General features: G+C 52.8%; 11 protein-coding genes. 2 read left to right on the top strand and 9 right to left on the bottom strand.

The features are described 5' to 3' along the window. Positions 1-73: 73 nt before the first annotated feature. The 6 genes from PSAB_RS02640 to PSAB_RS26505 all read right to left on the bottom strand — a co-directional run bounded on the left by PSAB_RS02640 (position 74) and on the right by PSAB_RS26505 (position 7,981). Positions 74-2,419 carry a glycoside hydrolase family 65 protein gene (locus PSAB_RS02640; protein WP_038595496.1) on the bottom strand — a complete coding sequence of 782 codons (2,346 nt, stop codon included), beginning with the start codon at positions 2,417-2,419 and terminating at the stop codon, positions 74-76. 114 nt (positions 2,420-2,533) lie between these two features. Further along, complete coding sequence (locus tag PSAB_RS02635; RefSeq protein WP_025333044.1) at positions 2,534-3,628, bottom strand: carbohydrate ABC transporter permease; 1,095 nt, start codon at positions 3,626-3,628, stop codon at positions 2,534-2,536. After that, on the bottom strand, positions 3,629-4,711 hold the full coding sequence (locus PSAB_RS02630) for a carbohydrate ABC transporter permease (RefSeq protein ID WP_025333043.1): 1,083 nt from the start codon (positions 4,709-4,711) through the stop codon (positions 3,629-3,631). Between the two features lie 144 nt (positions 4,712-4,855). Further along, positions 4,856-6,259, bottom strand: coding sequence for an ABC transporter substrate-binding protein (locus PSAB_RS02625; RefSeq protein ID WP_025333042.1), 1,404 nt, complete (start codon positions 6,257-6,259; stop codon positions 4,856-4,858). Between the two features lie 167 nt (positions 6,260-6,426). Continuing rightward, positions 6,427-7,431 carry a LacI family DNA-binding transcriptional regulator gene (locus PSAB_RS02620; RefSeq protein WP_025333041.1) on the bottom strand — a complete coding sequence of 335 codons (1,005 nt, stop codon included), beginning with the start codon at positions 7,429-7,431 and terminating at the stop codon, positions 6,427-6,429. Positions 7,432-7,675: 244 nt separating this feature from the next. After that, positions 7,676-7,981: a LysR substrate-binding domain-containing protein gene (locus tag PSAB_RS26505; protein WP_144240461.1), complete on the bottom strand. Its 306-nt coding sequence runs from the start codon at positions 7,979-7,981 to the stop codon at positions 7,676-7,678. Between PSAB_RS26505 and PSAB_RS02615 the strand changes: the two genes are divergently transcribed. Beyond that, positions 7,901-8,344, top strand: a complete 444-nt coding sequence (locus PSAB_RS02615) for an oxidoreductase (RefSeq protein WP_226991800.1) — start codon at positions 7,901-7,903, stop codon at positions 8,342-8,344. The genes PSAB_RS26505 and PSAB_RS02615 overlap by 81 nt on opposite strands. A 9-nt stretch (positions 8,345-8,353) precedes the next feature. Here PSAB_RS02615 and PSAB_RS02610 read toward each other — a convergent pair whose 3' ends face one another. Then, positions 8,354-8,953, bottom strand: a complete 600-nt coding sequence (locus PSAB_RS02610) for a TetR/AcrR family transcriptional regulator (RefSeq protein WP_025333039.1) — start codon at positions 8,951-8,953, stop codon at positions 8,354-8,356. Positions 8,954-9,014: 61 nt separating this feature from the next. Beyond that, complete coding sequence (locus PSAB_RS02605) at positions 9,015-10,067, bottom strand: alpha/beta fold hydrolase (RefSeq protein ID WP_025333038.1); 1,053 nt, start codon at positions 10,065-10,067, stop codon at positions 9,015-9,017. A gap of 408 nt (positions 10,068-10,475) precedes the next feature. Here PSAB_RS02605 and PSAB_RS02600 point away from each other — a divergent pair, with 408 nt between their 5' ends. Further along, positions 10,476-11,279: an AAC(3) family N-acetyltransferase gene (locus tag PSAB_RS02600; protein ID WP_025333037.1), complete on the top strand. Its 804-nt coding sequence runs from the start codon at positions 10,476-10,478 to the stop codon at positions 11,277-11,279. A gap of 319 nt (positions 11,280-11,598) precedes the next feature. Here PSAB_RS02600 and PSAB_RS02595 read toward each other — a convergent pair whose 3' ends face one another. Next, the gene (locus PSAB_RS02595) at positions 11,599-14,133 is read right to left on the bottom strand and encodes a glycoside hydrolase family 31 protein (protein ID WP_051529704.1); all 2,535 of its coding nucleotides are present in this window, start codon (positions 14,131-14,133) and stop codon (positions 11,599-11,601) included. Positions 14,134-14,161 lie beyond the last annotated feature (28 nt).

Below are 14,161 nucleotides of genomic sequence, written 5' to 3'. Positions count from 1 at the left end.
AACCACCGGCCAAATAGCGCATAAACGGCGCTCCTTCCCCAACTTCAGGGACGGAGCGCCGTCTGCTTTTGACTTATAGGGAAAAGGAAGCCGGTTGTCCCGGAGACAGCGAGACTCGAAGCCCCATGTGCAGCAGCTCCAGCGCGTCGCCTTCCAGCAGCGTGTAAAGGGTACTCTCCCGGCCGATGCGCACTTCCAACAGGCTGCCGCGGAACGCGATTCGGAACCGGCAGCTCTCCCACTGACTTGGCAGGCGCGGCTGAAAGGACAGCAGGCCATCCCGGAGCCGCATGCCGCCGAAGCCGTTGATGATTGACATCCACGAGCCGGCCATCGCTGCCGTATGCAAGCCGTCCTTGGCGTTTCGGTTGATGTCGTCGAGATCCATTCGCACCGTCCGGTCAAAATAGGCGTAAGCCCCCTCCAGATCCCCGATTTCCGCCGACATGATGCTGTGAATGCAGGGCGACAGCGAGGAATCATGGGTTGTGAGCGGCTCATAATACTGATAATTGCGGATTTTCTCCTCCAGCGTGAACTGCTCGCCGAGCAGGAACAGGGCCAGCACGACATCCGCCTGCTTCAGCACCTGATGGCGATAGATGACGAGCGGATGAAAATGCAGCAGCAGCGGGTACTTGTCTTCCGGCGTCTGCTCGAAATTCCATTTTTCCTTCGACAGGAATGTATCGTCCTGGGCGATGATGCCAAGCCGTTCATCTGAAGGCACGAACATAAGGGCCGCCGCCTTCCGCCAGAGACGCACTTCTTCCTCCGTCAGCCCGATGGCCCGGACCAGCCTTTCGTAGTGCTCCGGATATGAGCCGCGGAGCAGGTCGGCCGTGCTGGCAGCGTACTCCAACTGGCTTCGCACCATCAAATTCGTGTAGGCGTTATTGTTTACAATCGCCGTGTACTCATCCGGCCCCGTCACCGCGTCAATGCAGAATGACCCGCCTCGCGCCGGATTGAAATGACCGAGGTCGACCCAGAACCGGGATGTCTCGAACAGGATTTCCGCGCCTTGGCTGACGAGAAAATCCGTATCTCCCGTCGCCAGGACATACTGACGGATGGCGTAAGCGATGTCCGCGTTGATGTGGGCCTGCGCCGTGCCTGCCGGGAAATAGGACGAGTTCTCCTCTCCGCCGATAGTCCGCCACGGGTAAAGGGCGCCCTTCTGCGACATGATCGCCGCGCGCTCACGGGCCTTGCCGAGCGTATGGTAACGAAATTCCAGCAGCGACCGGGCGATGTCCGGCCGGGTAAATGTAAAGAACGGCAGCATATACATTTCCGTATCCCAGAAATAATGGCCTTCGTAGCCTTCACCGGTCAGGCCCTTGGCCCCGATGTTGGTCTCACCGTCCCTGCCGACCGATTGCAGCAGTTGGAACGCGTTGAAGCGGATGCCCTGCTGAAGCGCGGGATCGCCGGCGATTTCGACATCGGCCCGCTTCCAGAACTCCTCCAGGTAGGCTTCCTGCTCCGCCAGCAGCTGCCTGAAGCCGGCGTGCACCGCGCCGCGCAGCAGCTCTTCGGTCCGGGGCATCAGCTCCTCCTCCGGGTAGTCTTTGGAGGTATGGTAGCAGATGTACTTCGTAAGGGCGACCGTCTCGCCGCTGCGCAGCGGCACGGAGAATTCCTCCGTCAGCCGCTGGTCCGCCGCCTTCCGGTTCGTCCCGTAGCCGGCCGGGGTCTCCAGAACGTGGCTCATCGCCGACAGCAGTGCGAACCGGGTATGCCGGGTCCGCTGGCGCATCCATGAGAACGCACCGTCGTGGTCCATGCCCTCCGGAAGCAGGCTAGGCAGCTCGCTTCCCGCCCCGAGCCGCGGGTCGTCGGTCGCCGGCGGCCGGGCGATGGAGCCTTCCATTGCCGAGGAGAGCGTAATCGCGCCGTCGAAATTGAGCGCTGTCGCCTCGTAATGGATGGCGGCCAAGTGTTTGTTCCCAAACGACGCCAGGCGGGTGATGACGAGGGACACGCGGTGTCCGCCAGGCGATTCCCAGTCCACCTTGCGGCGCAGCACCCCCTTGCGCATGTCGAGCGTTCGCTTGTAGCGATGCACGGTGCCGGCATTCAGGTGAAAGGCGTGGCCTTCGACGGACAAGCCGATGATTTTGGCGTCGGTGACATTAAGCATGGCCTGGTTCCGCACCGCGTAACCGTATGCGCCTTCGGGATAGATAATCGGTTCAGCGTCGTAGAAGCCGTTCAGGTAATTGCCGTTAACCGACGTTCCTTCAGTGCCGTGGTAGCCCTCCTCAAAATTGCCCCGCATGCCGATATAGCCGTTGCCGACGGCAAACAGGCTTTCGCTCCGCTGGTTCTCGCCGTCGGCGAAGCTCTCTTCTTCCAGGCTCCATTCCCGGTACGGATATAGCGGCTCGGGATGGACGTAGGGTTTCATCTTCATGGATACTCCGCACTCCTTTGTACGGCGGTCTGTCTCCGCCTGGATTACCTATCGAACAGACGGGCCGTAGGCCCTGAGCGGACCTTGCTCGCAATAAGGACGTACGCCGACGCGTCAGCCTTTGACCGAGCCGCCCATCAAACCTCTGACGAAATACTTCTGCAGCAGGAAAAAGATGGCGAGCGGCATCAGCATCGAGATAAAGGCCGCCGAGGTCAGCAGATGCCAGTCGTTGCCCCGCGAACCGACCAGATCGGCGATCTTCATCGACATGACCTGCACATTCGGCTGGTTGCCTATGAAGATCAGCGACACCAGATAGTCGTTCCAGACCCACAGGAACTGGAAGATGCCGATCGAAGCCAGCGCAGGCACCGACAGGGGCAGGATCAGCCGGCTGAAGATCGTGAAGTGGCTTGCCCCGTCAATGAACGCCGACTCGAACAGATCTTTCGGTAGCTGGCTGATGAAGTTGTACATGAAATACGTTACCAGCGGCAGGCCGAACGCCGAATGCACCAGCCAGATGCCGAGATAGCTGCCGTTCAGCCCGAGGGCCGTGTAATCCTTAAGCACGGGAATGAGCGCGACCTGCAGCGGAATCACCAGCAGCGCGATGATGGTCACGAACATCGTCTTGCGTCCCGGAAAACGCAGCCAGGCAAAAGCATACGCCGCGAAGGATGCGATCAGAATCGGAATAATCGTCGCCGGCACCGCGATGGTCAGCGTGTTCCAGAACGCCTGGGAGAGACCGCTGCCCTTCTGCACCGTCTCGCTGCCGTCGGCTTTTTTCAGCTTATACTCCTTGCCGGACAGCACGTTCTTGTAATTATCCGTCGTCAGGTTGGGCTTCGTCACCCAGCCTTCCGTCTGTACGCTGATCATACGCGCTCTGCGGTTCTCCCACATGAGCCGTTTTCCGCCTTCGACCACGCCCGCTTTGAGCTGCGCGTCCGTGTAGGTCTTGCCGTTCACTTCGATCGGTCCCCGCAGGTCTACATCCTTGGACAGCCGGATCACATCATCCGAAGCCTTCCATTCCTGATGCGGGAACACCTTCCACCAGCCGGTCTGCAGAATGTCCGCGGCAGGGCGGAACGAGGAGATGAACAAGCCTAGCGTCGGAACCAGCCAGATGAAACAGATAATCCCAAGCACGAGATTGACGACCGTCTTGTTGCCTTTTCTTTTCTTGGAGCCCACCATTTAGAATCCCCCCTGCTTACGGAACTGGCGCAGATTGACGATGATGACGGGCAGGACCGCGATCAGCAGCACGATGGCCAGCGTCGAGCCGTAGCCGAAGTTGCGGTACATGAAGAACTGCCGGTAGAACTGCGTCGCGACAACCTCTGTATCGTATTGACCGCCAGTCATGACCATGACGACGTCAAATATTTTCAACGTGAAGACAATAATGGTCGTAGTGACCGTCAGGATCGTGGTCGAAATGAACGGGATGATGATACGGAAAAAGATACGGATCTCGCCGGACCCGTCCACGCGCGCCGCTTCCAGAATATCATCGGGCACTCCCTTGATCGCCGCAGAGAAGATGACCATGGCGAACCCGGTTTGCATCCAAATCAGAATGAGAATCAGGAAAAAGTTGTTCCAAGGCTGAATCATGCTGGTCCAGGCCTGCGGCTGTCCGCCGAAGTACGTTACGATGGCATTGAGCAGACCGATCTGCTCGTCGCCCGGCTGATAATAATAGACAAATTTCCAGATTACGCCCGCCGCCACGAACGAAATGGCCATCGGCATGAAGATGATGGACTTGGCGATTCTCTCGTAGCTGCTGCGGTCCGCCAGAATGGCGATCAGCAGGCCGAAGGAGATGCACGCCAGCGTGCCGACGAACACCCACAGCAGATTGTTGCGCAGCGCCGTGCCCAGCAGCCGGTCACTGAAGATGGCCGCATAGTTGCCCAGCCCGGCGAACTTGTCGGACGACGCATTGAAGAAGCTGAGGTACAGCGTCCGCAGCGCCGGCAGCACCAGCAGCCAGCCCAGCAGGAGTACCGCCGGTCCCACGAAGATGAACGGGAGGATCCTGCCGCGAATCTTGTCGGGAAACTGCTCGGCCGCAAAGGTAAGCGAATAATAAATCAGATAGACGCCCAAGACGCCCCACAGCACGGCAAGCACCGCTGTCAGCAGCGGATGCAGCGTCGAATCCCGGAAAAACAGGAAAATCAGGCCGTTGACCAAAATATTGGCGAGCAGTATGCCCAAGGAGATCAACACGGCTCTCAGACGGATTCCCGGTTTGGCTTGTGTCCCCATATGCGCTCCTCCTAAATGTTGTACTTACCATGACAAAAGGGGGCAGAGCCGTTCCTGCCCGCTGCCCCCTTTTGGTTGTTCTCCTTAAAGCACGCTCCGCCTGCCCCGGTCAACTTTAGCCTGATTCACCCCTGAACCGCGGACTCAGTTGTTCCAGCCTTTCTGGATTTGCTCCAGCGCCTGTTCGAGCGTGGCGGTGCCGCTGACATAGTCGGTCATGCCCTTCCAGAAGCTGCCCGCACCCACTTTGCCCGGCATCAGATCGGAGCCGTCAAAGCGCAGCGTAGACGCGTCCTGAACCAGCTTTGCCATCCGGCGGTCGGATTCCGACTGATACCAGTCGAGTGGAGCGTCGTTCATCGGCGCGATCACGCCGCCCGACTGCACCCAGCTCTTGATCGATTCGCCCGTGGTGAAGAATTCGATGACAGCCCGCACTTCAGGACGGTCGTTGAACATGGCATAGATGTCCCCGGCTACCAGCACCGGCTTGCCGTACTGTTCGTCGATCGGCGGCAGATAGAACCAGTCGTAGTCCTGGTCGACCTTAACGTTTTCCGGGAAGAAGCTTGTGATGAAGTTGCCCATCAGGTTGAACCAGGCCTTCGGCGGGTTCTCGAACATCGGCTTCGGCGCGTCTCCGAAGGCCGTCGTGACAATCGACTTCGTGCCGCCATAGACATAATCTTTGTTCATCCAGATCTTCGACATAATCTCGACCGCGTTCTTCACTTCAGGCGACGTGAACGGCAGCTCGCCCTTTACCCACTTATCGTAGTTCTCTGGCGTCGTCGTCCGCAGCATGATGTTCTCGACCCAGTCTGTCGCCGGCCAGCCCGTTGCAGCGCCGCTCTCGATGCCGATCGCCCAGGCCGGGTCGCCGTCCTTGGCAATCTGCTCGGTAAGCGCCATCATTTCATCCCAGGTCTGGGGAACCTGGTATCCCGCTTCCTCGAACTGCTTCTTCGGGTACCAGACGAGGCTCTTCACGTTGCTGCGGTTCCAGATGCCAGCCATGATCTTGCCGCTTCCACTGTCCATCGTCGCCATGTCCAGCCAGCTCTTGTTGTAGTTGGATTTCAGCTTCTCAGGGTCAAGTACCGTGTTCAGATCGATCACCTTGCCGGTCTTCGCGATAGCTGCCAGGAGACCCGGCTGCGGGAAGTCGGCGATGTCCGGCGCGTTGCCGCCGTCCACGCGAACGTTAATGGTGGCCTCGAATTCCTTGGAGCCTTCGTACTGGATGTCGATGCCCGTCTTCTCTTCGAAATCCTTGATACTCGTCTCGAATTTCACCTGGTCAGCGTCAACAAACGGGCCGAACATGGTAACCTTGGTCCCTTTATATTCGCCGTTCATCGCCTTCTGCAGCGGCGTGTCGGCCACGCTTGCGGTCGCAGTAGCTTTCGCCTGATCCCCGGACGTGGCCGCCGGTGCCTGGCTTGGCGAAGCGTTGTTGCCGCCGCTGCCGCAGGCGGTAACGAGCATGGAGAATGACAGACCGAGTACAGCGAGAGTAGACAGCTTGCGTCCCGTCTTCTTGTTCATCTTCTCATACATCCCCTTTAATTGTTTTTTGAGGCCAACCGTCCGATAAGCGGGATCACCTCCTTGAAAGGGTTTTCAAAACGTTGCTCGTGCCAGCCCGCTTCGCCAGAGTCTTTCCATTCGTCTCTGAAAAGGTTTTCAAAGACATAAGGTGAAACCCATCGGCTTCACTTTTCCCGGGACGATTCCCGCACGATCAGTTTATGCTGCATCTTCTCCCGGAGAACCTCCACACTTCCGGTCGACAGCAGCTCATGCAGCTTCTCCGCTGCCCGGTATCCGAGCTGATAGATCGGCTGGGCGATCGTCGTCAGCTTTGGAATGAACATGCTCGCCATCCGCAAATTGTCGAATCCGATAACCGATACCTGCCCCGGCACCAGCACATTCCGGTCTTTCAGGTAGGAAATCGTCCCCATCGCGAACTCGTCGGCCACGCAGAACACGGCGGTTAGTCCCGGATGGTCGGTGAACAATTCATGCGCCGCCTGATAAGCGTCTTCAAAACGGTGGTTCGCATATTTCACTCTGATTACGTTGTGGCCGAGGCCCGATTCAGTGACCGCTCTGACAAAGCCGTCATACCGCGGCGGTCCCGACATGGAATCGCTGTGGCCGAACCCAATCATCCCGATTTCCCGGTGTCCGAGTTCAATCAGAAACTTTACCGCGTCGTAGGCGGCAACCTCATCGTCCACCTCAATGCTCGGAATCTCGTATTCGTCGGAGTGGGAGGACAGCAGGACAAACGGAATCCGGCATCCGACCAGCTTCTCGTAATACTCGGGGTGCAGCTTGTCGCTGGCGAATACGATGCCGTCGACCTGCTTTTCGCGGAACGTATCCATGTAAGACAACAGACGCTCTTTGTCGCGGTCCGTGTTGCAGATCATGAGGCTGTACCCCAGCTTGATGCAGGCGTCCTGCATGCCCCGGATGATCCCCGCGAAGTACAGATTCTCAATATCGGGAATGAGCAGCCCCAGCGTGAACGACTTCTTGTAAATCAGCCCGCGCGCAAACGCGTTCGGCTGATACTGCAACTGCTGAATCGCCTCCAGAACACGGTCCCTTTTGCTGGCTACGACGGTTTCGGGCGCGTTCATCACGCGGGATACAGTACTGATGGATACTCCGGCCAATCGGGCCACATCTCGGATCGTTGCTTTCATATTCAGGTCTTCTTTCTTCTTGCTTTCGTTCTTCTGACGGGGTTCTTGGAAACCTTTTCAACTGCATTATAACAAGGGAAATCGCAGATGGCAATCAAAATTTAAGCGCTTACATAATGGGCCAAAAAGGCTGCCTCTTTACCTCGTTTCATTCGGATAAACTCAAATTCAAACCCGAATGTTATAGCGAGTCCGGACGCTCACGGCAATCCAAAATTCTATGGTGACTGAGCTGGGCAAGCTGTTATGAGATTTCCCCAACCTCTTGCATCCAGGCCAATACCGTTTGAACAAACAGCACGGCTGCTGGCGATGCTATTTCCTGCGACCTGACAGCGAGTCCGATCTGTAACATTTGTGGAGGATTGAGCGGAAGCGCAACGACTCCCTCCAGCTTTTTAGGTAGCATCATACGCGGCAACAGCGTAATACCAAGTCCTTCACGAACCATCGCTAGGAGTGTTGCGCTATCGTAACGCCAGGAATTACAATGGCCGACACGCTTGAATTTATAGAGATTCTTGTATCTAAAGGGCTTGATTATCTGCATATTTCGTTGAATGATTTTTGGTCTGTTCCACGTCGAGGTATCGATGATTCCCGCTCTCGCTTGGAAATTATTCAAGAACGAGTCGGCCATAAGGTTCCTGTTATCGGTGTTGGAAACATCCGTACTCCTCAAAATACCGTTAAAGCGTTGCAATCAGGCGTTCCAATTATTGCATTAGGACGTGAGATCATTATGGAACCGGACTGGATCGAGAAGATTGCGCAAGGAGTTGAAGGAGAAATTAAAACAACCCTGTCCGTTAAAGACCAGGAAAAGCTGATTATACCCGACTCGCTTTGGAAATTTATTATAGATATCCCAGACTGGTTTCCACTTGAGCGTCATGATGGCTCTATCATTTGAAAGATTGGACTAGCGTTTCCCGTTTGTCAATAATCGCATTAAGAAGTCCACATCCGGCAACCTGTACTCTTCCTTCTCAACTTCCTCCAAAATAAGACAATTGATGATGTAAAAGTACCAGGCCAACAGCTTCCGTGGATCTCCCAAGGAGAATTCTCCAGCATGCTGCCCTTGAACAAAGATTGGAATCAGCCTGTCAAGTACAACATCTACTGAATGTTGTTCTAGAATCCGTACCGCCGCCTCTGGAATTTCACCCGTCTTGCGTGCCCTTAGAATGAACATAAATGCATATTTGCTGCTCTCGTCCAGCATGCCTTGGGTTAAAGTCTTGATTTGTTCAAAGGGAGAGCCGGACAAATATTGAAGGTTCTCGGTTTCCTTCTTCGCTTCTTCCATTAACTCCTGAACGAGTGTGGTGAATAGCTCTTCTTTGGATTTGAAATACCGGAAAATAAGGCCTTCGCTGATACCGGCTTCCGCAGCGATCATACTCGTTTTCGTTCCCGAGTATCCGCGCCGGGCAAATAGTTTAAGCGCCGCTTGCTTAATCTGTTCTCTACGCTCGTCGCGGATCAGATTCAACTGGTGTTTATTTAATGGGGACAATGAGCCTCAATCTCCAATCTTATTAAGGAATTATCCTCATAGTACCACGAAATCTCTAAATTTAACCCATCTGCAATTCGTTCTCTGTTCCGGCTGCTAAAGGACGTACCCGTTTCATAAGTTCCTCTAAGCATTGCTCAGGCCGGGAAAAACAAGCAAGGTGGCCGGCATTCCGAATCCGCACATATTCTTTGAAAGGAGCTTCAATCTTGTCGAAGTATGCTTGTGCCGTTTCCGTTGGCGTTATGATATCTTGATCGCCATGCATAATAAAGAAAGGCAATTCAAAGCACAGTCCAACCTTGTCGAAGTCAAAAGCCACTAACTCGTCAAACAGGTGGCCAAGGGTGTAATTCATCCCTTTAAAAATATGGATGAGATCACTGAACTTGTGTTCAGGGGAAGAGAGCATAGACGGCAGCATCAGATCCATAATCATATTTGGCACATCGTTAATCACTTTTACCAGATACTGATTCCTCAGTTCAAAATCTTTCCGGCTCCATCGCGTGGGGTCCGGCCCCATTTTCTCCACCAAATGAACTCCCTTCGCATTGCCTGCATTGCGGAAAGCACCTAGCATCACTTTGTACGTTTGATGCTGAGGATCCGGAGCATTTTGATCTGTTCCGACATAAGCATAAAACAGGTCGGGACGCTGTTTAGCCATCATAATTCCAATCAGACTGCCTGCTGAACTGCCGATGAGTATAACTTTCTGATGCCGGAGTTTGTTGCACAGATATTCCGCCAACTCGATGCCGTCCTGAGCAAGGCGGTCGAAGGTGATCGTACCGCTTCCGTCTTTTCCGTTCCTGGTGAACGTTTTTCCAGCGCCTCGCTGATCCCATTGAACGATTGTGAAATGCTTCTCCCACGAACGCAATAACGGACTGAAAATGGAGTACGGGGAAGCTGGTCCGCCATGGATGAACAATAGAACGGGATTATGGTAATCCTCTCCCCGTATAGTTACCCATTGGTCGATATCGCCGATTTTAACGTAACGGCTTTCAACGATACGATTCGGCGTATGAATCTGAAGCAGCTTTGTGTTTTTACGTCGATTACGTTTTCGCAGTAATAAATCCGGCAGGATGTTCGTTTTACTCATCTTTTGCATCTCCTTTAAAAACGAATGTTGAATTTATAATGAGTGAGTAACTCACTCATTATAAGAGTATATTTTTTCCCGCTTATTGTCAATCGCTTGACTTAACCCTACTAAGCTGCCCGGTACGAAGAATTCCGTTTGCGAAAACTTTTACACCGCGCATGGCTCATACCAAACTCATCCCGCGTTTTTGAAGGCTACTGCGGGCTTTTCCCCAAAAAACTTGCCCCGTACGGTTCACCGCGCTGTCTGTAGCGGCAAGTTATTCTGCTGGAGCTATTGTTGTAAATGAATATTGTTGGTATAATTTGGGAAATGAATGAAGGGCACTACTGTTTTGGCCGCTCTTGAGACAACCCCGCTAATTATAGTGGGTTATTTTAATATAAGAAAAGGCGGAGATCCCACATGACCGAACTACAAGAAACAAGAGCTATCTTAACGAAAGAAGATCTAATCCATGCATTTAAAAACTGCGGATTAAGGGAAGGTCAACACATATTCGTTCATACTTCTTTAAGCAAATTGGGTTTTGTTGTAGGCGGAGCCGAAACCTTAATTCGATCTCTTCTGGAAATTATCGGTGAAGAAGGCACTTTGATGATGCCTTCCCAGACATGGAAGAATCTCGACCCTTCAACGGGAGTCCACAGTGAAGCACCTACGGAATGGTGGCCGATTATTCGCGAATACTGGCCACCCTACGATAAAGAAATAACCCCTGCGATCGGTATGGGCGTCGTGGCTGAAATGTTTCGTAAGTGGACGGGAGCCAAAAGGTCGAATCACCCGGCACGGTCAATTGCCGCAGTAGGCAAGCATGCGGAATATCTAACGCAAAACCATGATTTATGCAATATCTTCGGGAAGAACTCCCCGTTGGATAAATTGTATCATCTAAATGGTTACGTACTCCTAATAGGCGTCGGCTATAATAAAAACACGTCGCTGCATCTGGCTGAAACTATAGCTAACTTTCCTGCCAAGAAATTTGTCCATGAAAGCAGTGCAATTATGGAGGAAGGAACGCGCAAATGGGTGACTTACGAAACCCAAGCTGTGGACGACGGGGATTTTGTCCGCTTGGGAAACGACTATGATAAAGAAATGAATATCAAGATTCATAGAATCGGAAACGCTGAAGTCCGATTTCTGGAGCAACGGCCGCTGGTGGACTGGGCAGCCGCATGGATGGAAAGAAACAGGGTGTAGGAACTTTAACGACAGAGTTAATTTCAAATGAAGTGAGTTGCAACGTTTCGTCATACGTTGGTATGGCATCGAGGAATTCTGCCGAAACGGTGGAAAGGGCAGGCTACTGCGAGCTTCACCCTAAAAACTTGCCCTTACTTATGATACGGTTCACCGCGCTGAATCTGAACGCCGGTACCTACGGAGACAGCCGTTCCTATACTCCTGAATGCTGTATCTAATCTTTCAGTTCGGATAGAAATGGATACGAATAACGTAAAAAACGGGCTGGAGCGACAATGTCTCTCAGCCCGTTTTTCATTTGATGCTCGCCATACGATTAATCGATTTTTACTTTGTGGCTTTCGTTTGCAGGGATTTTAACATACAGAACTTTCGCTGCAGCATCGAAGTAGTAGCCGCTTGCTTGTTGGTTCAGTTCGTCAAAGCTGCTTGCTTTGCCGTATTTGTTCTCAGCCGCCTGAACTTTGTTCGGCTCTTTGGCATCATGCAGCTTCAGCGTGTAGGACTGGATGTCAGAATCGTAGTTTTGCGTCTGTTTGTCCTGTTCGAATTCGATGTGATTTCCTTTCTGCTCTACACGGAAGTCGGTAACATTGAATTCGCCTCTCGTGTAATCCTCTGTATTTGCATCGTCTTCATAGAAGCTGTAGGAAGCCTGGCCTTCGAGGTACGTGTCAAGAATCAGATTTGTCAGCTTTTTCTCGCCGGTGTACTGCTGAACTTCGCGGCGAGGAATGATCGAATCTTGCTTCACATAGATAGGAAGCGTGCCGAGATCGGCTTGCTTCGTGATCGTTTGGCCGCCCTCAAACTCTTCACCTGTCCAGTAGTCGACCCATTTCACGCCAGCCGGCAAATACACGCTGCGGGACGTTGCTCCTTGATTCACTACAGGTGCGATCATTAGCGAATCGCCGAACATATACTGATTGTCGTTGTTATAGGTATTTGGATCATGCTGAAAATGATAGACGAGCGGCTGCTGTACAGGCTGCCCACTTTCCTGCGCACGCTTGAACTGGTTGTACAGGTAAGGCAGCAATTCGTAGCGCAAGGAAATATATTTCCGGCTGATGTCCTCGACTTCCTTGCCGAATGCCCACGGTTCCTGCTCCTTATCCCAGCTGTAATGGTCCCGGGAGAAAGGCACAAAGGCGCCGACTTCGATCCACCGGGCAAAAAGCTCCGGCGTTGGCTGATCCTGCGCTGTCGGTTTGGCAAAGCCGCCGATGTCGTTGCCAACAAACGCTGCGCCTGATAATCCGAGATTCGAATTCATCGGGATTGTCATGCGGAGATGATCCCAGTTGCTTGTATTATCGCCGGTCCAGATGGCGGCGTAACGCTGGGTTCCCGCATACGCAGCACGAGTAAGCACGAACGGGCGAATGTTCGGCTTGTTCACTTTGAATCCTTCGTACGTCGCTTCATTTTCCAGATGGGCAAAGATATTATGAATCTCTTTGTTCTGCTTCTTACTTCCGTCATCAGCCTCATAGACGGTATCCAGCGGCATGGACCATCCTGGACCGCCAAACACGGCCGGTTCATTCATATCGTTCCAAATACCGGATACCCCTTTGTCAAACAGCGCTTTGTGCTTTTTTGCCCACCAGTCGCGGACATCCGATCTCAGGAAGTTAGGGAAAACAGAGTCGCCCGGCCAAACATAACCGACATAGGGGCTGCCGTCGGCATTTTTAACCCAGAAATTGTTCTTGGTTCCTTCCTGATAGGTATCGAAACTTTCGTCAACTTTGACACCCGGGTCGTTGATCGTAACATATCTGAAATTCAGCTTGTCCATATCTGCCTTCAGCTTGTCCGGATCGGAATACTTCGGTCCCCAGGTAAATACGCGGTAGTCATTCATATAATCGATGTCCGCGTACATTGCATCGGCGGGAATTTGCTTTTCGCGGAATGTTTTGGCCACCCGAACAATGTCATCCTGCCAGTAACCCCATTTACTTTGCTGGAAACCGAGAGACCATTCCGGCGGCAAATTGATCTTGCCGGTCAAATCGGTATACCGGTCAACGACGTCTTTGATTTCCGGACCGTTGATAAAATAATAGGTCAGCTTTCCGCCATCGGCGTAGTAATAATAGTAATCGTCACTTTCCTTAGCCATGTTGAAATGGGAACGGTACGTATTATCGAAGAAGAGGCCATACGCCTTTTGGCCTTTCAAGCCGATAAAAAACGGAATGGTGGCATACACATATTTCGTGTCTTTCGTATAGGAGTACGCGTCCGTATTCCACATGCCGATATCATAACCGCGTTTGTTCAAACCGCCGGTTTGCTCGCCGAAACCGTAAAAGTTTTCGGCCTTGTCCGTTTTCTTGAACACGTATGGCTTTCCGTCTTCATAACCGGAACCTTTAATGTCGTCTTCATTAATAACATTCCCGTTTTTATCCAGATATTTGATTCCAAACGGGCTTTTATTAATGTCAATCGACAGGTTGTCGGTAGTGATGATGATTCTCTTGTCGTCTTCCTTCACTTTGAATTTGGGAGTTCCCCAATCCGTCTTAGCAATCCCTGGGGAGACAAACTCTTCCTCACCTTTGTTTAAGATCGATACCTTGGCCATGTCGGAAGTGAGCAAACGGATATAAGCTTCCTCTGCGCCCAAATCAAGCTTTACGCCGTTGTCCAGCTGCCGGACGCTTTGCACGGCCATCGGCTGCTGCAGCTTGTTTTTATCCAAAGGCGTATCAGGAGCCGGCTGCTGTACTTCCGCATAGGCGGTTTGGGGAGAATAAAGCTGGGAAAGAGCATTGCCTGAGAGAAGGACTGCACCTGCTAAAATTAATGGCACCCATTTCTTTTTTGGCTTCATTTGGTTTCTCTCCTTCATAATGACATTG

Origin of the sequence: Paenibacillus sabinae T27 (assembly GCF_000612505.1) — a bacterium.
GTDB classification, from domain to species: domain Bacteria; phylum Bacillota; class Bacilli; order Paenibacillales; family Paenibacillaceae; genus Paenibacillus_AQ; species Paenibacillus_AQ sabinae.
Note: the sequence above shows the minus strand (reverse complement) of the source record. Positions and strands in the feature narration are given on the sequence as shown.

Coding starts and splice junctions, on each gene's coding strand:
- PSAB_RS02640 (WP_038595496.1), bottom strand. CDS start 2,419: ATGAAGATGAAACCCTACGTCCATCCCGAGCCGCTATATCCGTACCGG.
- PSAB_RS02635 (WP_025333044.1), bottom strand. CDS start 3,628: ATGGTGGGCTCCAAGAAAAGAAAAGGCAACAAGACGGTCGTCAATCTC.
- PSAB_RS02630 (WP_025333043.1), bottom strand. CDS start 4,711: ATGGGGACACAAGCCAAACCGGGAATCCGTCTGAGAGCCGTGTTGATC.
- PSAB_RS02625 (WP_025333042.1), bottom strand. CDS start 6,259: ATGAACAAGAAGACGGGACGCAAGCTGTCTACTCTCGCTGTACTCGGT.
- PSAB_RS02620 (WP_025333041.1), bottom strand. CDS start 7,431: ATGAAAGCAACGATCCGAGATGTGGCCCGATTGGCCGGAGTATCCATC.
- PSAB_RS26505 (WP_144240461.1), bottom strand. CDS start 7,981: ATGCAGATAATCAAGCCCTTTAGATACAAGAATCTCTATAAATTCAAG.
- PSAB_RS02605 (WP_025333038.1), bottom strand. CDS start 10,067: ATGAGTAAAACGAACATCCTGCCGGATTTATTACTGCGAAAACGTAAT.
- PSAB_RS02600 (WP_025333037.1), top strand. CDS start 10,476: ATGACCGAACTACAAGAAACAAGAGCTATCTTAACGAAAGAAGATCTA.
- PSAB_RS02595 (WP_051529704.1), bottom strand. CDS start 14,133: ATGAAGCCAAAAAAGAAATGGGTGCCATTAATTTTAGCAGGTGCAGTC.